General features: G+C 66.5%; 24 protein-coding genes and 1 riboswitch. Of the genes, 14 read left to right on the top strand and 10 right to left on the bottom strand.

The annotated features are described in order from the left end of the window. Nucleotides 1-3: 3 nt before the first annotated feature. From KF791_14800 to KF791_14785, 4 genes are read right to left on the bottom strand one after another with little or no spacing between them, the layout of a single operon-like run. Nucleotides 4-420, bottom strand: a complete 417-nt coding sequence (locus KF791_14800) for a hypothetical protein (protein ID MBX3733848.1) — start codon at nucleotides 418-420, stop codon at nucleotides 4-6. 1 nt (nucleotide 421) lies between these two features. Then, complete coding sequence (gene rsmH / locus KF791_14795; protein ID MBX3733847.1) at nucleotides 422-1,357, bottom strand: 16S rRNA (cytosine(1402)-N(4))-methyltransferase RsmH; 936 nt, start codon at nucleotides 1,355-1,357, stop codon at nucleotides 422-424. Nucleotides 1,358-1,372: 15 nt separating this feature from the next. Next, complete coding sequence (locus KF791_14790) at nucleotides 1,373-1,819, bottom strand: hypothetical protein (GenBank protein MBX3733846.1); 447 nt, start codon at nucleotides 1,817-1,819, stop codon at nucleotides 1,373-1,375. A gap of 4 nt (nucleotides 1,820-1,823) precedes the next feature. Next, complete coding sequence (locus KF791_14785; GenBank protein MBX3733845.1) at nucleotides 1,824-2,354, bottom strand: hypothetical protein; 531 nt, start codon at nucleotides 2,352-2,354, stop codon at nucleotides 1,824-1,826. 218 nt (nucleotides 2,355-2,572) lie between these two features. On the opposite strand from KF791_14785, the gene KF791_14780 reads away from it, so the two are divergent. Then, complete coding sequence (locus KF791_14780; GenBank protein MBX3733844.1) at nucleotides 2,573-3,910, top strand: Gfo/Idh/MocA family oxidoreductase; 1,338 nt, start codon at nucleotides 2,573-2,575, stop codon at nucleotides 3,908-3,910. Between the two features lie 17 nt (nucleotides 3,911-3,927). On the opposite strand, the gene ald is transcribed toward KF791_14780, so the two are convergent. Further along, nucleotides 3,928-5,052 carry an alanine dehydrogenase gene (gene ald, locus KF791_14775; GenBank protein ID MBX3733843.1) on the bottom strand — a complete coding sequence of 375 codons (1,125 nt, stop codon included), beginning with the start codon at nucleotides 5,050-5,052 and terminating at the stop codon, nucleotides 3,928-3,930. 216 nt (nucleotides 5,053-5,268) lie between these two features. Here ald and KF791_14770 point away from each other — a divergent pair, with 216 nt between their 5' ends. From KF791_14770 to KF791_14750, 5 genes are all read left to right on the top strand, one after another. Next, nucleotides 5,269-6,009: a response regulator transcription factor gene (locus tag KF791_14770; protein MBX3733842.1), complete on the top strand. Its 741-nt coding sequence runs from the start codon at nucleotides 5,269-5,271 to the stop codon at nucleotides 6,007-6,009. A 389-nt stretch (nucleotides 6,010-6,398) separates the two neighbouring features. Then, nucleotides 6,399-6,758 carry an antibiotic biosynthesis monooxygenase gene (locus KF791_14765; protein ID MBX3733841.1) on the top strand — a complete coding sequence of 120 codons (360 nt, stop codon included), beginning with the start codon at nucleotides 6,399-6,401 and terminating at the stop codon, nucleotides 6,756-6,758. A gap of 48 nt (nucleotides 6,759-6,806) precedes the next feature. Beyond that, nucleotides 6,807-7,832 (top strand): Gfo/Idh/MocA family oxidoreductase, encoded by a 1,026-nt coding sequence (locus KF791_14760; protein ID MBX3733840.1) that lies wholly within the window; start codon nucleotides 6,807-6,809, stop codon nucleotides 7,830-7,832. A gap of 20 nt (nucleotides 7,833-7,852) precedes the next feature. Continuing rightward, nucleotides 7,853-8,656, top strand: coding sequence for a PIG-L family deacetylase (locus tag KF791_14755; GenBank protein MBX3733839.1), 804 nt, complete (start codon nucleotides 7,853-7,855; stop codon nucleotides 8,654-8,656). 4 nt (nucleotides 8,657-8,660) lie between these two features. After that, nucleotides 8,661-9,599: a glucosamine-6-phosphate isomerase gene (locus tag KF791_14750; GenBank protein ID MBX3733838.1), complete on the top strand. Its 939-nt coding sequence runs from the start codon at nucleotides 8,661-8,663 to the stop codon at nucleotides 9,597-9,599. A 60-nt stretch (nucleotides 9,600-9,659) separates the two neighbouring features. On the opposite strand, the gene KF791_14745 is transcribed toward KF791_14750, so the two are convergent. Together KF791_14745 and KF791_14740 are read right to left on the bottom strand one after the other, a co-directional pair. Then, complete coding sequence (locus KF791_14745) at nucleotides 9,660-10,070, bottom strand: type II toxin-antitoxin system VapC family toxin (protein ID MBX3733837.1); 411 nt, start codon at nucleotides 10,068-10,070, stop codon at nucleotides 9,660-9,662. Beyond that, complete coding sequence (locus KF791_14740; protein ID MBX3733836.1) at nucleotides 10,070-10,462, bottom strand: hypothetical protein; 393 nt, start codon at nucleotides 10,460-10,462, stop codon at nucleotides 10,070-10,072. The genes KF791_14745 and KF791_14740 overlap by 1 nt, the downstream gene beginning before the upstream one ends. Before the next feature lie 195 nt (nucleotides 10,463-10,657). On the opposite strand from KF791_14740, the gene KF791_14735 reads away from it, so the two are divergent. From KF791_14735 to KF791_14705, 7 genes are all read left to right on the top strand, one after another. Then, on the top strand, nucleotides 10,658-11,845 hold the full coding sequence (locus KF791_14735; GenBank protein MBX3733835.1) for an ATP-binding protein: 1,188 nt from the start codon (nucleotides 10,658-10,660) through the stop codon (nucleotides 11,843-11,845). A gap of 599 nt (nucleotides 11,846-12,444) precedes the next feature. Beyond that, entirely contained in the window at nucleotides 12,445-13,377 is a 933-nt protein-coding gene (locus KF791_14730) for a hypothetical protein (protein MBX3733834.1), read from the top strand. Between the two features lie 36 nt (nucleotides 13,378-13,413). Beyond that, a complete protein-coding gene (locus tag KF791_14725; GenBank protein MBX3733833.1) occupies nucleotides 13,414-14,097 on the top strand; it encodes a protein-L-isoaspartate(D-aspartate) O-methyltransferase in 684 nt (227 codons plus the stop codon). 99 nt (nucleotides 14,098-14,196) lie between these two features. Continuing rightward, nucleotides 14,197-14,323, top strand: a riboswitch (SAM riboswitch). Nucleotides 14,324-14,419: 96 nt separating this feature from the next. After that, nucleotides 14,420-15,685 carry a threonine synthase gene (locus KF791_14720; GenBank protein MBX3733832.1) on the top strand — a complete coding sequence of 422 codons (1,266 nt, stop codon included), beginning with the start codon at nucleotides 14,420-14,422 and terminating at the stop codon, nucleotides 15,683-15,685. A 28-nt stretch (nucleotides 15,686-15,713) separates the two neighbouring features. Further along, nucleotides 15,714-15,986, top strand: coding sequence for a MoaD/ThiS family protein (locus tag KF791_14715; protein ID MBX3733831.1), 273 nt, complete (start codon nucleotides 15,714-15,716; stop codon nucleotides 15,984-15,986). Between the two features lie 60 nt (nucleotides 15,987-16,046). Beyond that, entirely contained in the window at nucleotides 16,047-16,322 is a 276-nt protein-coding gene (locus KF791_14710) for a MoaD/ThiS family protein (GenBank protein MBX3733830.1), read from the top strand. Nucleotides 16,323-16,334: 12 nt separating this feature from the next. After that, nucleotides 16,335-16,616: an NIL domain-containing protein gene (locus KF791_14705; GenBank protein MBX3733829.1), complete on the top strand. Its 282-nt coding sequence runs from the start codon at nucleotides 16,335-16,337 to the stop codon at nucleotides 16,614-16,616. 25 nt (nucleotides 16,617-16,641) lie between these two features. On the opposite strand, the gene KF791_14700 is transcribed toward KF791_14705, so the two are convergent. Genes KF791_14700 through KF791_14690 form a run of 3 tightly spaced genes read right to left on the bottom strand, consistent with a single transcriptional unit; the run spans nucleotide 16,642 to nucleotide 18,826 of the window. After that, nucleotides 16,642-17,310 carry a hypothetical protein gene (locus KF791_14700; protein MBX3733828.1) on the bottom strand — a complete coding sequence of 223 codons (669 nt, stop codon included), beginning with the start codon at nucleotides 17,308-17,310 and terminating at the stop codon, nucleotides 16,642-16,644. After that, complete coding sequence (locus tag KF791_14695) at nucleotides 17,307-18,251, bottom strand: hypothetical protein (protein MBX3733827.1); 945 nt, start codon at nucleotides 18,249-18,251, stop codon at nucleotides 17,307-17,309. The genes KF791_14700 and KF791_14695 overlap by 4 nt, the downstream gene beginning before the upstream one ends. 8 nt (nucleotides 18,252-18,259) lie before the next feature. Beyond that, nucleotides 18,260-18,826 carry an RNA polymerase sigma factor gene (locus KF791_14690; protein ID MBX3733826.1) on the bottom strand — a complete coding sequence of 189 codons (567 nt, stop codon included), beginning with the start codon at nucleotides 18,824-18,826 and terminating at the stop codon, nucleotides 18,260-18,262. A 357-nt stretch (nucleotides 18,827-19,183) separates the two neighbouring features. Here KF791_14690 and KF791_14685 point away from each other — a divergent pair, with 357 nt between their 5' ends. After that, entirely contained in the window at nucleotides 19,184-21,469 is a 2,286-nt protein-coding gene (locus tag KF791_14685) for a hypothetical protein (protein MBX3733825.1), read from the top strand. The last annotated feature ends 9 nt before the right edge of the window (nucleotides 21,470-21,478 follow it).

Here is a 21,478-nt window from a genome sequence, read left to right as displayed (position 1 = left end):
AGGTCAACGACCGGGGGCTGACGGCACCGGCATCACGCCGGAAACGGGCCCGTTGGTCCGCGCCCGCAGGCTGCTGGAGGACCCCGGGAGCCCCTCGCCGGCAGGGATGGAAATCAGCGGGACGGTCAGCCTGCGCGTCGGCGGGATCGGCTCCAGCTGGACTCCCAGCTCCGCAGCCGTGACCAGCAGGGTTTCCCGCCGCCGCTGCTGGACCACCTGGTTCGACTTGCCCCTCAGTTCGTTGCGGGTCCGTTGGACGTGGTCCTCCACAGCCCGGATCTCCATTCCGAGCCGATCATGGGCTCCCCGCTGCAACGCGTAGCCCATGGTCAGGGCCGCGATGCCACCGACCGTGAACAGCGCGAGTCCGACGCGGCCCCACCGCATCTCCTCAAATCCGGATGATTGGGAACGTCCCATGTCAGCGCTTCTCCATCACCCGCAATTGGGCGCTCCGGGACCTCGGATTGGACTCCAGTTCGGTGGCCGAGGGGCGGACCGGTTTCCGGGTCACGAGGTCCGCCAGCGGCGGACGCGGGGTTCGCAGGTGGGGCAGGTCCTCCTCACCCCCAGGAGGAAGGTCGTAATCCCGACAGGCGGCCCGCATGAAGTCCTTCACCACGCGGTCCTCGAGCGAATGAAATGAGATCACCGCCAGGCGGCCACCGGGCTTGAGCAACTGCATGGCGGCGCCCAGTCCGCGCCGCAGCGAGCCCAGTTCGTCGTTCACCGCGATGCGCAACGCCTGAAAGACGCGCGTGGCCGGATGCACCCGCCGCCCGGGGGTCGAGGACACCCGGGCGACCAGCGCGGCGAGCTGACACGTGCGCTCAATCCGATAGCGCGACCGCTCCATCCCGATGGCACGGGCAATGCGGCGGGAATCCCGTTCATCGCCGTATTCCCAGAAGATCTGGGCCAGCTCGGAGGGGGGACGCTCATTGACCAGGTCTGCCGCCGTCCGCCTCGCTCTCCGGTCCATCCGCATGTCCAGGGGCCCGTCGGACTGGAAACTGAATCCGCGCTCCGCCGTGTCGAGTTGGTGCGAACTCACCCCGAGGTCCAGCAGGGCGCCGTCGCAGCCCGCTGCCGGCACCCACTGGTCGGCCTCGGAAAAATTGAGGCGCCTCAGCTCGAAACATCCGGCATATCGCGCCAATCGCTCGGTTGCCGCCGCCACCGCATCGCCATCCTGATCGCAGGCGTAGAGGAATCCCTCCGGCCCGACAGCCTCGAGCAGCGCCTCGCTGTGCCCGCCGCCTCCGCAACAGCCGTCAAAAAAGCAGCCACCAGGCCGGGGCCGAAGGGCCTCGATCACCTCGTGCAGCAGGACGGGTTGGTGGGAGAAGCAGGTCACGTCACGTTCTGAGGCTCAATCCACGGAGATCACGAGCGAGGACCGGGGCCGGTTGCGCAGACGGTTCCAGGCATGGTCCTGGTCGTCCCGGGCCACCGGCAACGGAGGCGTCTCGTACAAGACCTTCCCCCGCGACCGGCTCCGGGCCTCCAGGGCGTCCGCATCCCGAAAGTCGTTGCGCACCGGACGCACCTGCGTCAGCAGCAGTTCGCCCTGCACCAGCCCGCCCCGGTCCCGACGCCGGTTGCGCCCAAACAACCACCCAAACCAGCTCCGCCGCGGCCGGCGGGACCGCGTGGAAGCCGGAAGGGCGCGCGAGTCCCCACCATGCGGCGTCGGCCCGCCGGCGGCGGAGCCCGACGCCGTCGGCGTTTCGAAGAGCGCCGGAGGCTCTGCGGGGGTGACAACGGGCAAGCGGCGGGTGGACCTCAGAAATCCAGGGAGGAGGCGGGACAGGTTCATGGAATCAGGCGAGGAGGTTGAAGGCTTCATCCGCAATGGGGGACTCCGCCTGTTGACAGCGGTGGAAGGTGGCGGGATCCCAGATCTCGAAATCCGCCCCGACACCGGAAAAAAGCACTTCCTTCTGCAAACCCACGGCGTCGGCCATGTCCGCCGGCAGGCAAAGGCGTCCCGCAGGATCCAGCCGCATCGCGGCGCAGTTCGGGAAGATTGCCCGCTTCAAGGCCCCGGTCCGATGATTCGCCAGCCCGCCCTCCGCCAGCTTTTCCTGCAGCTTGCGAAACCGGTCCGGAAGGAGGCCCAAAATGTATCCGTACTTGCGTTCGGCATGCGGATGAGGCCACAAAAGCAGCGTGAATTCGACCTCCGGATCCCTTGGCTTCCACGCCGCCGGAAATGCCACCCGCTTCTGGCCGTCCAGCTTGTGGGTGTGCCGCCACGTAAAGGAGGTCCAGCTCACCCCGGCACCGGCAGACCCGGGACCCACCGACGCCTTGGCATCGGACTCCCCTGCGTTGGTCGCTGGTTCAGGCATGACAAGAGGTCCGGACTCCTAATTTCGACTGACTGCCCCTAGATAACCCTGTTTCCACCTAAACCGTCAATCGGTTTCCCCGAAACCGTCTGGAAATGCGTTGGGATTCCACGTGATGTTTGCCCGCGGTTGTTCCGCCCGCTGGGGTCGGTACCCGGCGCGGTGGAGGCGGGCTCGCAATACCCAGGCGGTCAGGTTGCCCTCATCATCCCGTTTCCATGAAACTCCCCTCGCCAGGACAGGCCCTTCCAACGGCGTCCCGCCGCCGATTCCTTCGTCAGACACTGACCACGGCGATCGCCTTCCCGTGGGTGAGCCGGCTGCCGGTGCTCGGCGCCAACAACCGGTTGAACATCGCGGGCATCGGCGCGGGGGGTAAGGGCATTGCGGATATCTCCGGCTGCGACCGCGAAAACATCGTGGCGCTGTGCGATGTGGACGACACCCGGGCTGCCGAGGCCTTCACGAAGTTCCCAAAGGCGCGGCGGTTCCGGGATTTTCGAACGCTCTTCGACTCCATGGGGCGCGGTGTGGACGCCGTCACGGTCTCGACCCCGGATCACATGCACTTCCTGCCGTCCATGTGGGCCATCGAACGGGGCATGGGCGTCTATTGCCAGAAGCCGCTCACCCACACGATCGAGGAGGCCCGCCGCCTCACGCTGGCGGCCAAAAAGCGCGGGGTGGCCACCCAGATGGGCAACCAGGGCCGGTCCCATCCGGAAGTACGTCGGGAGGTGGAATGGGTGCAGGCTGGAGTTTTGGGGACGGTTCATGAAGTCCATTGCTGGACCGACCGGCCTGGCCGGTGGTGGCCCCAGGGAGTCGGCATGCCGGCCCACACGCCTGCAGTGCCGTCCACGCTCGATTGGGACCTGTGGCTCGGCGTCGCCCAACCGCGGCCCTACAGCCCCGCGTACGTGCCGTTTGCGTGGCGCGGGTTCTGGGACTTCGGGACGGGGGCGCTCGGGGACATGGGATGCCATCTGTTCAACCATCCTGACATGGCCCTCGGCATCCGGGATGCCACCCGCGTCGAGGCCTGGAGTGAAGGCGCGACCGCGGTGGCCGGTCCCCTGTGGTCCGTGGTGCGCTGGGATATTCCAGAGGAGGGTGCGCGCCCCGCCTACACGCTCTGGTGGTATGACGGCGGCAAGCTGCCGCCGGCGGCACTGTTCCCGTCGGAACCCTACGGCGACAACGGGGTGATCTTTGTCGGAAGCCGCGACGTGATGCTCACCAACTACAACGGTGGCGCCAGGTTCCGCTCAGGGCGCACCGCGGCCGATTTCAAGGACGTGCCCGGAACCCTGCCCAAATGCTCCGACTGGGACCGCTGCCACTACGAGGAGTGGATTCAAGCCTGCAAGGGGGGGCCTCCGACACTCTCAGGATTCGAGGTCGCCGGGCCGATGACCGAGATCGTGCTCCTTGGCAACGTGGCCATCCGGGCCGGGCGGCCGATCACCTGGGATCGCGCCGCAATGCGGGTGGTGAATGATCCCGCCGCCCAAGGCTTCGTGCGGCAGGACGATCGAACGGGCTGGACGATTTGATCCCGGCCGGCCGGCGCTCATGCCGCGTCATTGGACTCCAGAAGGGCCAGCGGATCCCGCCAGGTCATCCCGTGGGCCTCAGCCACGGGCCGGACGGTGACCTCCCCGCGCAGGATGTTGATGCCGCCGAGCAGGGCGGGCACCCGGCGACAGGCCTCGACCAATCCCAGGTCCGCCAGCAGCTCCACGTACCGGTACGTCGCATTGGTCAACGCCTGCGTTGCCGTGCGTGCGTAGGCGCCCGGCATGTTGGCGACACCGTAGTGGGTCACCCCTTCCTCCACGTACACCGGATCATGATGGGTTGTGGGTCGGGAGGTCTCCGAACACCCGCCCTGATCAATCGCAATGTCCACCAGCACGCTGCCCGGACGCATCCGGCGCAACATGTCACGGTGGATCAGCTTCGGGGCACGGGCACCCGGAACGAGCACCGCGCCAATCAGGAGGTCCACCTCGGGCAGCAATTCCATCAGGTGCGCCTCGCTGGAATACAGCGTATGGGCCGTGTGCAGCGTGATATCGAGGAAGCGCATCCGCTCGATGTCCACTTCGAGGATCGTGACATCGGCGCCAAGCCCCTGGGCCATGCGGGCGGCATTCACGCCGGCGACACCGCCCCCGAGGACCACCACCCGCCCCGGCAGCACGCCCGGCACCCCGCCCAACAGGGTCCCGCTGCCGCCAAAATGCTTTGCGAGGAAGTAGCCGCCGACGAGCACCGACATCCGGCCGGCGATCTCGCTCATCGGCTCCAACAGCGGAAGCCGGTGGTTGACCTCGACCGTTTCGTAGGCGAGGCAGGTGGCCCCCGAGGCCCGCAGCGCCTCGGTGAGCCCCCGCTGCGCCGCCAGGTGGAGATAGGTGAGGAGGATTTGTCCTGGCCTGAGGAACCCGTACTCCCCCGGCAGGGGCTCCTTCACCTTCACCACGAGGTCTGCATCGCCAAACACCATGGCATGATCCTCCACCAACCGGGCTCCAGCCGCCTCGTAATCGGAGTCGGGATATCCCGCGCCCACCCCGGCGCCACGTTCCACCACGACACGGTGCCCGCGCCGGATCAACTGGTACGCCGCCGAAGGCAGCAGGCCGACACGATGCTCCTGCTCCTTGATCTCGCGGGGAACACCCACGGTCATGCTCATGCGGCGAGCTTCCCCGGGATCCGCCCCGCAGCAAGTTCTGATCGTCCCGGAAGATGGGTTCCCATCGGTTTCCAGTCATTCCACGGTCCCGCGTCCGGCACCGGCGTTTCATTTGTAACCGGCAGCCGGTGAACCGGTCTGGTCACGCGCCGGTGTGTGTCCCCACCCGATCTCCGTTTGTCGAAAACGCCATCGAAGTCACCCTGCTCCATGGAGCCCGCCTCCCTCTCCCTTGTGCTCGCCGATGATGAACCCGGATTCCGGACCTCGCTCCGTGATCTGCTCCGGCAGCAGCCCGGGATCTCACTCGTTGGGGAGGCTTCCGACGGTCCCCAGACGATCCAGCTGCTGCGCGAGCGACGCCCGGACATCGCCATCCTCGACAGCCACCTCCCGAGACTCAGCGCTGTGGATCTGCTCGCCGGCCTTGGCACCCGAAGGCTGCCGCTGTTCATCTTCGTGGCCCACGAGCGCGACCGTCGTCCGGACGGATATCGCAACGGCACCGCCGGCTGGCTGCGCAAACCCGTCTCGCCCGCCTCGCTCGGTGAAGCGCTCCGTGCGGCCCGGACCCATCTTGCCGCCCGGATCGGCCCCCCGGCGTCCGCTGGAGGCGCCGGCGGACGCATCACGGTCAAGACGGGAACCTCCCTCACCCTGGTGGACCTCGACTCGGTGGTGAGGGCCGCGGCAGCCAACAACCATTGCCACCTCGTCACGACCCACCGGACCCTGACGGTGCGCGAAGGGCTGTCGGCCCTTGCCTCACGGCTGCCGCCAGGGCGCTTCGTGAGGGTCAACCGTTCCTCCCTGATCAATGTGGACTACATCGCCACGCTGGAATCCAAGTCGCACGGAGACTGGATCGTGCGGCTCCGGGACGGCTGCCAACTGACCATCAGCCGCGCCCGTCGCGCCAGCATCTTCCGGCAGATCCGCGCCGTGACCTGACCTGACCCCAAGGACTAGCCACGGGCACGGCGGACCTGATCCCGATGGGTAGGGATGGGCTCCCGCACGTCCCATACTTCCGCCGCCAGCCGCGCGAAGTCGCCGCGGGGATCGGGGGAAGCACCGGGGCGGCGGTACTTCCCGCGTTCCCAGTCGCTCGCCCACGGGCACGCCGGATCTGATCAGGGTCGCGGATGGAACGCGCCCCTACCAATGGGTAGGGGCGGGCTCCTGCACGTCCGAAACTTCCGCGCCAGCCGCGTGGAGTCGTTGCTGGGATTGGGGGAAATGCCGGGGTGGTGGCGCTTCCCGCACTCGCCGTCGCCCGCCCTCAAACACGCCGCGACGTTGCACCCGGGGGCCGATCTCTGGAATCCTCCCGCCGCATCATGAATTCCACGGCGCTGGTCACCATTCACCCCTACTTCAAGGCCCATCCCGGCAAACGGGACGCCGTGCGCGCGCTTCTGCCGGCGTTTGTCCAGCGCACCGCATCGGAATCCGGGTGCCGCTACTACGAGTTCACCCTGCAGGACGACGTGGTTTTCTGCCGCGAGGGCTATGTGAGCGGCGCTGCTGCCTTGGCCCATCTGGAGAACGTGGGTGAACTGCTCCAGCAACTGCTGGGCGTCTCGGACTTGATCCGCCTCGAACTCCATGGCCCTGCCGCGGAACTGGAGTGCCTGCGCGCGCCGCTCGGCCCCTTTCAGCCCGCGTGGTTCCTCTGGGAATGCGGCCTGCAGCGGTGACCGGTCCGTCACACGGCTTTCCGCACACCTCACGCACCCGTCCCCTTCATGAAACCCCTCAATGTCGGCGTCATCGGTCACGGATGGGTCGCCAGCGCGCACATCCCGGCCATCAACGCCACCGGCCGGGCCCGGGTGACCGCCATCCATTCGTCCCGCCCCCTCGATGATGCCGCGCTGTCCGCACGCTACGGCAGCCCGATCCGGGGCTACGACGACCTCGATCAGATGCTTTCCGATGCCTCGCTCGACGTGGTGAGCATCTGCAGCTACCCGCAGGAACACGCCCGCCACACGGTGGCGGCGGCGCAGGCGGGGAAGCACGTGATCATCGAGAAGCCACTGGCGCTCTCCTGGGCGGATTGCCTCACCATGGATCGCGCCATTCGCGATGCAGGCGTCAAAAGCTGCGTCTGCTTCGAGTGTCGTTGGTCCAGCCAGTTCCTGGTCACCAGGGCGGTCCTGGACCAGGGGTTGCTCGGGGCCCTGCACTACGGGGAGGTGGACTACTACCACGGCATCGGACCGTGGTACGGACAGTTCCGCTGGAACACGCGCAAGGATGCCGGCGGCAGCGCGCTCCTGACTGCCGGATGCCACGCCCTGGACGCGCTGCTGCTTTGTCTGGGTACGGACGTCGCCGAGGTGACCAGCTACGACACCCGATCCCGCAGCCCGATCTTTGAGGCCTACGAATACCCCACCACCAGCGTCAGCCTCCTCAAGTTCAAGGGGGGCCAGGTGGGCAAGTGCGCCGCGATCGTGGATTGCCTGCAACCGTACTATTTCCACACCCACCTGGTGGGCAGCGAAGGCAGCCTGCTCGACCGGAAGTTCCACTCGAACAAGCTCGCCACCCACCGCCACCAATGGAGCGAGCTGTCCATGAAGATGCTCGATTCGGGCGACGTGAGCGATCATCCGTATCAGACGCAGTTCACCGCGTTCTTCGCCGCCATCGAGCGGGGCGAGGAGATGCCCCTGACGAGCTTCCGGGACGCGCTGAAGACGCACGAGATCCTCTTCGCCGCCGACGAGTCCGCGGCGACCGGCAGACCGGTCCGGATCGGATGACCCCAGCTCCCCTGAGCCGCATGCCCGCCGTCCTCGCCCTCGCCGCGCATCCCGACGACATTGAGTTCCTGTTCGCCGGCACCCTGCTCCGCCTCCAGGCCGCCGGCTGGGATCTTCACTATTGCAACCTGTCCTCCGGCAACCTGGGGAGTCTGACGCTCTCCGCCGCGGACACCCGGCGCACCCGCGAGGCGGAGGCCCGCGAGGCCTCCGCCCGGCTGGGTGCCACCTGGCATGCACCGTTCTGCGACGATCTGGAGATCCTCTACACCGTCCCAAACCTCCGCCGCGCCGCCGGCATCATCCGGTCCGTCCAACCCCGCATCCTGCTCACGCATTCCCCGGTGGACTACATGGAGGACCACATCGTCACCTGCCGCCTCGCGGTCACCGCGGCCTTTGCCCGCGGCATGCCCAACTTCTGGACCGAGCCGGGTCACACCCACGTCGAACAGGACGTCACGATCTACCACGCAATGCCCCACGGGTTGGTGACGCCCCTGAGGGAGGCAGTTCTGCCCGACCTGTTCGTGGACACCGCCGGCGTGCATGAGGCGAAACGGGCGGCTTTGGATTGTCATCGCAGCCAGAAGGCGTGGCTGGACGCCTCGCAAGGCATGGACAGCCACCTAGGGGCGATGGAGGAATTCTCCCGGCGTGTCGGCCGGTTGTCCGGCAGGTTCGAGCACGCCGAGGGCTGGCGCCGTCGCCTGCACCTCGGCTACAGCGCCCACGATGACGATCCCCTCGCCAACGCGCTTCAGGAATTCGTCACTCCCCGCCCCCAGCGTCCGGCCTCCAGTTTCCAACCCCCGGCCCTCTGATCCCATGCCTCGCAACCTCAGCACCATCGCCCCAACCTGGTGGGACTACACCACCCTCGACGCCGGCCTGATCCGCGAAGCGGCCACGCTCACGCCGGAGAAGCTGGCCAAGCTGTCGCGTCCGGGATTCCAGATCTACCTGTACGAAACGCTGGAGGAATTCTATCTGGCGGAGGCCCTTGAATACATTGAGGCCTGGCGTCAGGCCACTCCGGACAATCCGGTCGGCATCTGCGGACCGATCGGCCCCACCGAGCAACTTCCGTTGGTGGCCCGCCTGGTAAACGCCTTTGGTCTCAATCTGGGTGCCGCCCATTTCTGGGGCATGGACGAGTGGGTGGACGCCGCCACGGGTCTTGAGGTTCCCGTGAGCCATCCGCTGAGCTTCGAGCGGGCCGATCGTGAGCTGTGTTTCAACCGGATCGAGCGACGCCTCCGCCCCCCCGAGGCCAACCTTCACTTCCCCAAGTCCGACACCGCCGCCTACCGCAAGTCCTGGTCCGCGGGCATCCGGTGTGCCGTCATGCAGGGTGGGCAGGGAGACATCAAGCACTGGGCGTTCAACGATCCCCTGCCCCGTCGCGGACGCTGGAAGCACGAGCCGCCGCCGCCGTCCGAATACCGCAAACTCGCAACCCGGGTGGTGGACCTGCACCCGTTGACCCTTGCCCAGAACGCCCGAACCAGCGGCGGCGGCAATATCGCACTGGTCCCCACAAAGGCGGTCACGGTCGGCCCCGTCGAGACCTGGAAGGCCGACCGGGTGTCCATCTGGCATGCCGGCACCCACGACAATCCCCTCGGCCAGCGTCTCACCGCCCTCATGATTTCCCGGCGCCTGGCCGACAGCGCGGTGCCCATGTCGCTGCTGGCCGATCATCCCGACGTGCGCTTCCATTATTTTCGCGGCGGTCTCGGCCGCTGCGCCATCGAGATGCATTGACCGATGACGGGCGCCCAGCGGTGGTGCGCTCCCGGAAACAGCGGACCACCGCACCGCCGTTCACCCGACGACTTCGAATCCGCCGACCTGTCGAAAATGGTCGTCGAAGGCGGCAACCCGTTTCACGCCCAGGCGCCTCATGACCACGAAGGAAATGGCGTCACAGAAGGGATACGACTTGTCCGCATGCTGCCGGAGGAACCGGATGGCCTCCCGGTGGTCGGCGTCGGTGATCTCCGCGAAGTGCAGCAGCGGATTCTCCCAGAAATCGGCGATGATCATTTCCCGCACCACTTGAGACCGGGCAAAGGTCGCGTGGGTTTCCGCAAACACGAAGGGCGTGCTCACGAAGTGGGTCCGCTCCCGAAACAACTCCCCAAGGCATGCGCGCGCCCGGGCATGATGGGTCTGGCGGGCATCGCGAAACGCGATCCAAAACGACGAGTCAAGAAAGACCCGATGGCTGTGCATCAGCGCCCCGCCTCCGGTGCGGCCACAACCCACTGCCCCCGTTTCTTCACATACTTCCTGGGGGCGCCATAGAGATAGTGGTCATGGTTGATCGCAGCGTCCTCCGGCAGCTCCAGTCCGGCATCCTGCGGCGTGGGCTCCAGCATGGGATTGGCCGACCAGGCGGCGTCCGGCAGCCGCATCTTGTCGTCAATGAAGCCGCGGATCACCGCCGCCATCGGTTCGCCCCGGCGCGCCGCCTCGGCCGCAATGAAGCCGTGCTCGGCCCGGGTCAGGTAAATCTGGGTGCGAACCATGCCCCCCGCCTCGTCACCTCCCGGGATCGGTCCCACAACGTCGCGCAGGACATCCGGCGGCGGCGGCGTGCTCGAATACTTCAGCGCCTTTTTCACGCGCCACATATACATCACACCACATCCACACCGCAAGCAGGATCTCCCAGTTCGGCTTCGCGGGGGCGCACCTTGAGGGGAATGGCGGGCTTCCCGGACGAATGGAAGTTGAGGCGAATACTTTTCGAACCGACGAACATGCGGATCCACGTTTATTTCTTGATTTAGCACTGTCGCTCGAAAAAGTGGTGAAAAATGAGAATTGTGCGGCAGTTGAGAGGTGAGTTGCTGCAGGCGGCGGACGGGCTGCCGATTGTCACGGTGGTGGGCCCACGACAGGCAGGGAAGACGACACTGGTGCGGGAGGTTTTCCCAAAGCGGCCGTACCGGACCCTGGAGGATCCGGATGCACGGGCCTTTGCCGTTGAGGATCCGCGCGGGTTTTTGGGCGGGTTGCGGGAAGGTGCGGTTTTGGATGAGGTTCAGCGGGTACCGGAGTTGATGTCCTACCTGCAGGGGATGGTGGATGAGGATCCGACGCCCGGCCGTTTCATTCTGACCGGGTCGCAACATTTCCTGATGATGGAGAATGTGAGCCAGTCGCTGGCCGGGCGCACGACGGTGCTCACCCTGCTGCCGTTGAGCGTGCGGGAGCTGGCATCGGCAGGCTTCACGGATCCGGGTCTGGAGCCGTTGATCCAGCGTGGCTTTTACCCCCGGCTATACGAACGCCCGCTGCCGCCGTATTCGGTGCTACGCGACTACTTTGCGACCTATGTGGAGCGGGACGTGCGCCAGTTGCTGAAGGTCCATGACCTGCTGGCGTTTGAGGGCTTTGTGCGACTGTGCGCCGGCCGGGTTGGCCAGCTGCTGAACCTGAGTTCGCTGGCCAGCGACGCGGGCATCTCTGCGACGACCGCCCGGGAGTGGGTCTCCCTGCTGGAGGCGAGTTTCGTGCTGTTCCGGATGCCGCCATGGCACGCCAATATCAGCAAACGGCTGATCAAGACGCCGAAGCTCTATTTTCACGATGTGGGGCTGGCGGCCTATCTGTGCGGGATTGAGGAGGCCGGTCAGCTGGCGACTCATCCGCTGCGCGGAAACTTTTTTGAGAATCTGGTGGTGGGCGAACTGCTCAAGCACCGGTTCAATCGTGGGCGGGACAACCGCCTGATGTTTTTCCGGGACCGCGCGGGCCATGAGGTGGACGTATTGTTTCCCTGCGGGCCGAGGATGCTGCCGGTCGAGATCAAGTCTGGACGCACCATCCAGGGCGAATGGTTCACGGGATTCGGAAAGCTGGCCGCATGGTCCGCGGACATCCTGGATGCCGGGATGGTGGTCTACGGCGGCAATGAGATCCAGCGTCGCACGGAGGGCGTTGCCTGCGGTGTGTGGCAACTGGCGAAGGTCTTGGAGGAAGCGGTGGCGAATGCCGGATGATCCCTGTCCCGCCGTCATGGGCCATCAAGACGAGAGCCTGAATCGCAGCCGGGAACAGTTCCGCAGGCCCCAACATTCGTCCCGGAAAACGCCACACCGACCTTCTCTTTTCCAGCCTTCCCGGCCCGGCGGATTCGCCCACGCGCTCCTCCCCGTTGCTCTCCGCCCCCGGGTAACTGGACCCGGATCCCCCCACTCTCCCGAATCTTGACCAAGCGGGTCAATAGGGTTGCTCGACCTCTCGTAGAGATCGGCCAAGGCGGCCAGCCTCCCAAGCTCCTCTACGATGATTGGACTTCCACATGCCATGGCTGGCACAAACTCGCCATTTTTGGTGCCTTGATAAAGGGAAACCGGGCCTGCACCGCGGCCGGCCGTGCACCATCCGCATGCATCCCCGGAGCCCCGCACATCGTCGCCCCGGGGCCGGAGAGTGATTCACTTGCCGGGCCAGGCCCTGCTTTACCCGATGGACCGTCCTCAGGATGGCGTGGGTCCGCTGCCGGCCCCGACCCCTGACATTGCGCCCGCCCCTTCGGGCCGGAACGAACGTCGCCGGGAGGATTGACCGGTGGTCGCCGCAGAGGTTCTGTCTGAACATGCGTTTCCCCCCCGGCTTGCTGGCGGCATTTCTGGCACTGGAATTGTCGGCCGTAATGGATGCTGAAGGCGGCATTCGCACCAACCTGGCGGCGCTGCGGGAGCTTCCGGAGGGGACGGGGCTGGCGGCCGGGCACCCCGGAGACGTGGGAATTGCCGCAGCGCCCGGGGTGCTGTTTGCCGACGACTTCGAATCCGGACCGCTGGGAGGCGGCTGGGATGAGGTGCGGAATCCCGAAGGAGAGGTTCTCGGCTGGGAGGATCCCGGAGATCCCGCCCTGGGACGCCGCTGCCTCCGCGTCGAGGCCCGCCTCGACCGGAACACCGGGGGCGGGTTGACCCGCTGGTTCGAGCCCGGCGCGCGGGTCTTCATTCGATTCCACACCCGGTTCGCATCCGAAGGTGACTATGTGCACCACTTCGTGACGCTCAGGGCCAACCGCGGGCTGCGCGGCGGGGATCGCTGGAGTGGTTTCGGGGGCGCCGGGGTCAAGCCCGACGGCACCGAGCGGTTCTCAACCGCCATCGAACCGTGGGGGGACTCGGGACGCTGGCCCGCCCCGGGCCGCTGGAACTTCTACAGCTACTGGTACGAAATGGACGCCTCCCCGGACGGCCGCCACTGGGGAAACTCCTTTGCCGTAACGGAGGCCCCGCTGATCCCGAGGGACCGGTGGATCGCCGTGGAATTCATGCTGGCCCACAACACGCCGGGAGAGGCCGACGGGGAGCAGGCGTTCTGGATTGACGGCAAACTCCAGGGCCATTGGAAGGGAATCCGCTGGCGCAAGGTGCCAGAACTCCGGGCCAACGCCCTGACGCTGGAAACGTACGTCACGGACCGATGGACCCGGCACCCGGTCAACGTGGTGTGCTTCGACAACGTCGTCGTGGCCGACCGCTACATCGGCCCCTCGGTGCCGTCCCATTGAACGGCCAACCAGGCGATTGGGATCCGGATGAATGCGATGAGTGAGACCAGCGGTCCGGACCCCTTCGCATCGAGGCGCGCGCAGATGGTGGACGCCCAATTGCGGCAGCGCGGGATCCGGGATCCGCGGGTGCTGGAGGCCATGAGCCGGGTGCCCCGGGAGTTCTTCGTCAACGCATCGGATCGCGACCGGGCCTACGACGACACCCCGCTGCCCCTGGAGCTCGGCCAGACGATTTCCCAGCCCTACATGGTCGCCCGGACCCTGGAAGCCCTGAGGCTCACCGGCCGGGAGCGCGTCCTGGAAATCGGCGCGGGCTCGGGCTATCAGGCGGCCTTGCTGGCACGGCTCGCGCGCGAGGTGTTCGCCGTGGAGCGCCTGCCGGCGCTGGCCGCGAGGGCAATGGCCCGGCTCGACGCCCTCGGGCTGGATCGCCTCACGGTGGCGTGCCTGGATGGCAGCCGCGGTTGGGCGGCCCATGCGCCGTATCAGGCCATCGCGGTGGCGGCGGGAGCTCCGGGCATCCCTGAAGTGTTGTTGTCCCAGCTCGACGAGGGGGGGCGGATGGTCATTCCCGTGGGCGACAGCGAATCCCAGCGTCTGGCGATCCTGACGCGACACGGGTACGGCAGTGAGGTCGTCTGGGACATCCCGTGCAGCTTCGTACCGCTGGTCGGAGACTTCGGCTGGCCGGGCCCCCCGGTGGGCGGCACGGATTGAGGACGGCCGCCGCCGTCGGTCCACCGGTCCCTGCCGAAAGTTTCCTTTGACAGCGGTGCGGAGGTTTCCCCAATCATTCCGCGTCCCGGAGGTCCGGGACACTCATCAAGAGTGGCGGAGGGAAACGGCCCGAAGATGCCACGGCAACCGGTCGAACCGGCAGTTCGACGACCAGGTGCCAATTCCGGCAAAGATCCCGGCAGCGGGGTGTTTGCGACGATGAGAGGAGCCGATCCGCGTTGTCGCCCTCTTCTCATCGGTCCGGGAAGGGGGCTTTTGTTTGCCTGCCTCCCGGCGCCGGGCGCAACGCAGGACAAGTGACATGAGCAGCAGCAGCAATGGTTTCATGAAGGCGTTGAAGTGCCGCGAGTGCGGTCACGAGTACCCGCTCGCCGCCACGCATGTCTGCGAATTCGATTTCGGCCCACTGGAGGTGGCGTATGACTACGACCGGATCCGGAAGGTCCTGTCCCGGGACGTCATCCAGTCCCGCGCCCAAACGATGTGGCGCTACCGGGAACTTCTGCCCATCGCCGGCGAGCCGACGGTTGGCAGCGAGGTCGGCTTCACGCCGCTGATCCGCGCCGACCGCCTGGCGCGCCGCCTGGGCATCCGCGAGCTCTGGATCAAGAACGACGCGGTCAATTACCCGACCCTGTCCTTCAAGGACCGGGTGGTCAGCGTTGCGCTCAGCCGCTCGGTGGAGCTGGGGTTCCGCACGGTGGCCTGCGCCTCCACCGGCAACCTCGCCAATTCAGTGGCCGCCAATGCCGCCGCCGCCGGACTCCAGTGCTTCGTCTTCATCCCGCATGACCTCGAGCAGGGCAAGGTGGTCAACTCGCTGATCTACGGCGCCGCGGTCATCGGCATCCGCGGCCACTACGACGAGGTCAACCGCCTGTGCGCTGAGATTGCCGGCAAATACCCGTGGGCGTTCGTCAACGTCAACATGCGCCCCTACTACGCCGAGGGCTCCAAAAGCATGGGATTTGAGATCCAGGAACAGCTCGGATGGCGCATCCCGGAACACACCGTGGTGTGCATGGCGTCCGGGTCGCTGCTGACCAAGATCCACAAGAGCTACCAGGAATTCTCAAAGCTCGGACTGGTCCCAACGACGCCTTGGAAGATCCACGGCGCGCAGGCCACCGGCTGCAATCCCATCACCCTCGCCCACAAGGCCGGGCTCGACTTCTTCAAACCGCAGAAACCCGACACCATCGCCAAGTCGCTCGCGATTGGCACGCCCGCCGACGGCTTCTATGCGCTGCGCGTGATGAAGGAGACGGGCGGCTCGGGCGACGACGTCACCGACGACGAGATCCGCGAAGGCATCCGCATCCTTGCCGAGTGCGAGGGTATTTTCGCCGAGACCGCCGGCGGCGTCACCGTGGGCGTCGCCAGGAAGCTCATCGCCTCCGGACGGATCCCCGCAGCGTCCAGCGCGGTCCTGTGCATCACCGGCAACGGCCTCAAAACCCTGGATGCAGTGGCCGGCCACGTCGGGGCCATCCGGGACATCAAACCCAGCCTTCGAGAATTCGAGGCCCTGCTGGCGCGCGATGCCGCCCGCACGGTTTCCGCCTGAATCCCGACACGCCTTCCCGACCTGCGACATGATCCGACTCCTGATTCCCCCGACGCTCCGCCGGCTGTGCGGCGGCGAGGATACCCTCCAGATCCCCGCCCGAACCGTGGGCGACCTGATCGGCCAGCTGCACACCCGCTACCACGGGGTGCGCGACCGGTTGTGTGACGAACAGGGCCGCCTCCGTGGTTCCGTGCTGGTGTACGTCAACGACGAGGACATCCGCTTCCTCCAGGCCCAGGGCACGCCGCTCAAGCCGGGCGACGAGGTCAGCATCATCCCCGCCTTCGCCGGGGGCTGAACCAAGCGGCTTGCATCACCCCGCCGTTCCCGCAGATCCTCACTTCCATTGTTGCCCGCCATGCCCGTCACCATCCGAATCCCGACCCCGCTCCGCAAGCTGACCCTGGACCACGAGACGGTCGAGGTCCCGCCAGGCACCATCGGCTCCGCCATCGCGGCGCTGCAGGAGGCATTTCCCGGTATCCGGGAACGGCTTGTGGACGACGCCGGCCAGGTCCGGCGCTTCGTCAACATCTACGTCAACGAGGAGGACATCCGGTTCCTCCAGAACAACGACACGCCGCTGAAGGATGGCGACGAGGTCAGCATCATCCCCGCCATCGCCGGCGGTTGATTTCCCCGCTCCATGGCCACATCCAAACGCAAGGCGGCCCGGTTTGTCCCGCCACAGACCTCACGGCTCTGGTTGATGTTCCCGGCGAAGCTGATCAAAAAGCCGGTCATCTGGGAGCTGGGGCACAAGTTCGACGTGGTGACCAACGTGCGGCAGGTGAGTGTCGCGGATGACATCGGGATCGCCTGCCTGGAACTGGAGGGCGCTCCAGCCGAGGTCACCGCCGGGGTCCGCTGGCTGCGCAAGCTCGGGGTCAACGTCGAGCCCGTGGAGCTCGGGACGATCGAATCCTGATCCCTTCCCCGGTCGCCGGATCCGATCACTCGAGGTCCAGCCGCCATTCGCCATTGAGTTGTTGGAGGCGGAAGATGTCGGTGAACCCTCCAAGCCGCGGATCAATCGTGTACGTGATTTCCACCTGGCCATCGGCGGGGCCTTGGATGGAAAGGATCTGGAGGCCACCGATCGCCGCCAGTCCGTCCAGCAGGTCCCCTTGGGGCGGTGCCGCCAGCATTTGCGCAACACGCGAGTCCGGAGCCAGGACCCGCAACAGCGCGCCGGCGTCGCCTGCCCGCGCGGCGGCGACAAACGATTCCACCGCATCGGTGGGTGTGGCTAGTCCCCGGAAACTTGCCTGGGAGGCGGGCAGATACGCCCCGGCCGCGAGTCGCTGCTCCGGGGGCAGCTCACGGCTTGAGGCGCTGACCGCAACCGTCAGGCGCTGATGTTGGTCCTCCAACCGCTTCCACGCCGCCTTGCGCTGGCGAAGCTGACCGACATCCCGTCGCAGGGAGAGCAGCTCCCGCAGTTCGTCGTCCGTGAGCGGCGGTGCGGCTGGCCCGGGAACTGGCGCGTCCGTCGCCGCGGGAACGGGTGCCACTGCCGCATTTTGGAGGGAGTGCCGCTTTCGTCGCTGTTCCCAAATGCCCACGACAAGCCCGGCCATCAGTACGACGAACACCAGGGGCAGAATGCGATGCGGCTTCATGGGGCTGGAGGTGCGGGTGCCGGAGGTGGCTCCGCCATGTACCACAGGGCGCCGTCCCGGTGGACCAGACGGTCCTTGATGTTGGAACCGTCGCCACGGGCCATCTGAACGCTGCCGTCATTCAGGAGGATGTTTCCGTGAGTGGGACAACGTGCGGCAACCCGCAGCGCCTCAGCGGATCGCTCACCTTCCAGGCTCCCCGGGGCAAGGAACTCATAACTGATCTGGGCGGCGCTGAAGGTCGCCCAGTCCAATGCCGTGGTGTGCAAGGGGTCCGACGGACACACCAACAGCTTCGGGGAGCTCAGTTCGCGGGAGGCAGAGAGGAAATCCGGCGGGAACGTCTGGTCGTGTTCCATCGCCCAGACCCGGATTGCCAGTCCAACATTCTTCAAATTGTTCACGCACCCGATGGACGTGGCCCGTTCCCGGGCGGCATCCAGTTTTGCGAAATCCTCAGGACCAAGCCCCGACCGTGCCGTCAGTTCCTCCTGAAGGTGCAGATTCTCCATGGCACGCTGCGTGGCCTGAAGATCGGTCGCCTGGAGTGCGGCGCGTTCCTCGCGCAGCTCCACGATCTCCTGGCGCTGCCTGCCGGCATCGGGAAGGGCGATTGCGGTGACCGACGTCTCGAGGACCCCGGCAGCGCCTTCGGAGACTGCGGAGGGCAATGCCGGCGATGCCAGCGACTCCATCGGAGAAGTCAGCCGCTGAAGTTCACCGTGCTGCTGGATCAGCACGCCGGCACAAGCCAGCACGCCTCCGCCGGCAAGCAGCGTCGGCCACCAGCGTCGCAGCCAGTCCCCGGCGGCCTCCGGTCGTTGGGGCACCCCGGAACCGGGGTGCCACGGGTTCTGCCGCACGAGGCGGTCACGGAGCCCGGGCGGCACCGCAGGTTGGGGCGCCCGGCGGAGCAGGGATTCGAGTTCGGAGGTGTTCATGATTCTGCTCAAGCAATGCGTTGGGAAATCACGGTGGGGCGGCGGTCGAGGGCGCCGTGAATCGCGGCGAGGGCCGCGCGAAGGCGGTTCTTGACGGTGCTCGTGGAAACCCCGAGCGCTTCAGCGGTCTCTTGAAGGGTGAGCCCCTGATAATAGTGCAGGTGAACCGGATGCTTGAGGTCCGCATCGAGGGTGTCCACGGCCGCAAACACCACGCGGGAAAGATCCGCGGCCGCCACGGTGTCCGCAGGTGTGGGACCGGGCGCCGGGTGTTGATCCCACCACGCATCGGTCTGCGCGTCACAAGGCCTGCGGGATCGCAACCAGTCGAGGAGGACGTGATGCGCGATCCCGTGGATCCACGAACTGATGGACGAATGGCCCGAGAAGCGGCTGAGGGAGGTCCACACCCGCGCAAAGGTCCGCTGGGTCAGGTCCTCCGCATCAGCGTCATTGCCCGCCAGCCGCCGCAGGTACGCGAAAACCCGCTCGTGATGCTCGGAGACCAGTTCCCCGGCAGCCTGGGGATCCCCAGCCTGCGCGGCGGCAATCCTGGAGTCGTGCGAAAAGGCCATACGTCACCCGGTGAGTCGCAGGGACCGGGGCGACTGGACAACGGAAAGTTCAGAACGCGACGGGTCTGCCCGGCGACCGACACCGGGATTCAAGCAGCCCGTGACCCACGGACCCTCAGTGGCGTCCATCGGATCACGGCGGTGCGCTCGGCGTCCGTCTCGTTTTCCACCCGCAGCGGAACTGACGTTTCAGACAACGCCGCCCGCAGGTTCCTCGGCGCTTCGCGGAGCGGTCCGCGGTCTCCGGAATGCCACCAGGAGGTTTCCCGGTTGTTGGTGGCGATGCAGGCGGGGGTCCGCTTTTCATTTGACGGCCTCGGGCGCCCAGCCCCGAATGCCAATCATCCCTGAAGCTCCATGAAAGATTCAACGCATCGAATGGGCCTGGCGATTCTGTCGGGCGGACTGGCCTTTGTCGGCACGGCGCGCGCCACGGAGTTGATCGTGGACGGCAGTTTTGAAAACACGACGACGAGCAGTCTTCCGGTGGTGCGGGTCGGTGGGGTGCCCGAACCCGGAGTTGGACAGGGATGGAGCACCTTCAGCACCTACCTCTACTCGACGCAATACACGCTGCCAGGGCCCGCCGGAGCCGGTCTTGGATTCCTGAGGCCCTATGCGCCCGGGACCTACGGCATCCTCCAGAGCAGCGAGGAGGTCCGTCAGACCGTCAGCCTGCTGGAAGGCACCACGCTGAGCGCCGCGAAGATTGATGCCGGTCAAGCGGCCTACACGATGTCGGCCTGGTTCAGCAGCTATCGGGTCCAGGGGGATTTCAGCGACCTGACCCTCGAATTCCTCGGGGAGGCCGACGAACTCGTCGGCGGCCCGGAAATCCTGGGCGGATACGACTTCGTGCTCGAAATCCCCACGGGTTCCAACTCGCGCTATTCCGACGCAAAGGAATGGGCCCAGGACCGCCGGGCCGGCATCGTTCCCGCCGGCGCCCGGAAGGCCCGCATCACGATCCAGTCCACATCCATCGGCGGGGCCCCCGACGGGTATGTGGATGTCGTGTCCCTCGACGTTGTGGACACGGCGGAGACCCTGCCGGCAATCACGGCGGCGACCCCCGGCAATAATGCGGTGGGGGTCGGCCCCGAGGTGACCCTTTCGGTCACGCTGCAAAACCGGGTGACCTCGGTGGACCCGCAGACCATCCGCCTGTTTCTCAATGACCTTCCGGTGACCCCCGGTGTCACCCAGTCCGGCAACGAGACCTTGGTGACCTACAATGCCGGCGTGCTGCCCGCCCTTTCAGTGAACCGGTACCGGATCGAGTATGGCGACACGGGAAGTCCGGTCGTCACCCAGACCAACACCTTTTCGTTCACTGTTGCCGACTATGTCTCGCTGACGGCCTCCGACGGGTCGCCCTTGGGATCCGAGGATGCCACGAGGCCGGGATTCAACGTGAACGTGTTCCAGGTGGACACCCTGTTCACCGACCCGCCCCCGGTTCAGGCCAACCTGCCCGCCAGCATCGCCTTCCTGGAGTCCGTGCTCGCCGGGTTGGTGGAGGCGAACGTCGCCGACCTCTCCGGTGCGGTGGAGACCAACCGGTTCGAGTTCCCCGGGGTGATCAACTGGGTGAACTCCTCCGGGTCCGCCGCCAATTTCCCGGAGGACACCGGATTTCCGGGAATTCCCGGCGTCACGGGCAGCGAGGACAGTGCGGTACACGACGTCACCACCTACCTGAGGTTCCCGGCCGCAGGCTACTACCAGTTCGGGGTCAACAGTGCCGATGCGTTTCGGATGACCTCCGGATTCGGGCGGGCGACGACGCTTCAAATCACCGGGGCCACCAATTTCGTGATCCCCAGCGTGCCCATCGCGACCAACATCACCCAGTTGCAGTTCGGTGGCGCCCTCCCGCAGGCGCCACTCACCGCGCCGCTGGCCTATGCGACCCCGGCCGGTGTTCCAGACCAGGCATGTGACCTTACCGGGAACACGGAGCTGGCAGGCCGCATCGCATTGATTGACCGGGACACCGGCGGCGGCTGCGACTCGGCCACCAAGGCGGAGCAGGCCCAACTGGCCGGGGCCGTCGCAGCCCTGCTGATCACCCCGGACGATGCCGGGTTTCCATTCCGCATCGGGGACATCAATCCCAACGTCCGCATCCCTGTCCTCGTCATCTCCGAGACGTTCGGCGGGGCCGTGTTGCGCCAGCTGGTCCAGAACGGCAGCGCCATCAGCGCGGTGATCCAGACCGACCCGCAGCCCCGGCTGCTCGAATGGGACGGCCCCAAGGGCTTCGGGGCCGTGGATGCCCTCGGCGGCTTCGCGGTGCCGGCGCCCGGGGTGTACCCAGTCCGATTGATCGCCGGGCACACTTCGGGAGCGGCCAACCTCGAATGGTTTTCCCTGAAGGCCAACGGCAGCCGGGTCCTGATCAACGATCTCTCGGACCCAGAGGCCATCCGCGCATTCCAGGCTCGAACCGCGGTGGCGCCACCGGCGTCCTTCAATCCTCCGGTCTTGGACGCGAATTCGGTCACCATCTCCTGGACCGGATCGGGCGTGCTTCAGGAGGCATCGGCCCTTTCCGGGCCCTGGACCCCGGCACCCAGCCAGGCAAATCCGCAGACGATCCCGGTCGGCGACGGACTCAAGGTGTACCGGATCCTCCAATAGATGGTCCCG

The organism is Verrucomicrobiia bacterium, assembly GCA_019634635.1.
Lineage (GTDB): Bacteria > Verrucomicrobiota > Verrucomicrobiia > Limisphaerales > UBA9464 > UBA9464.
The sequence above is the reverse complement of the archived record's forward strand: the minus strand, read 5'-3'. Positions and strand labels throughout refer to the sequence as shown.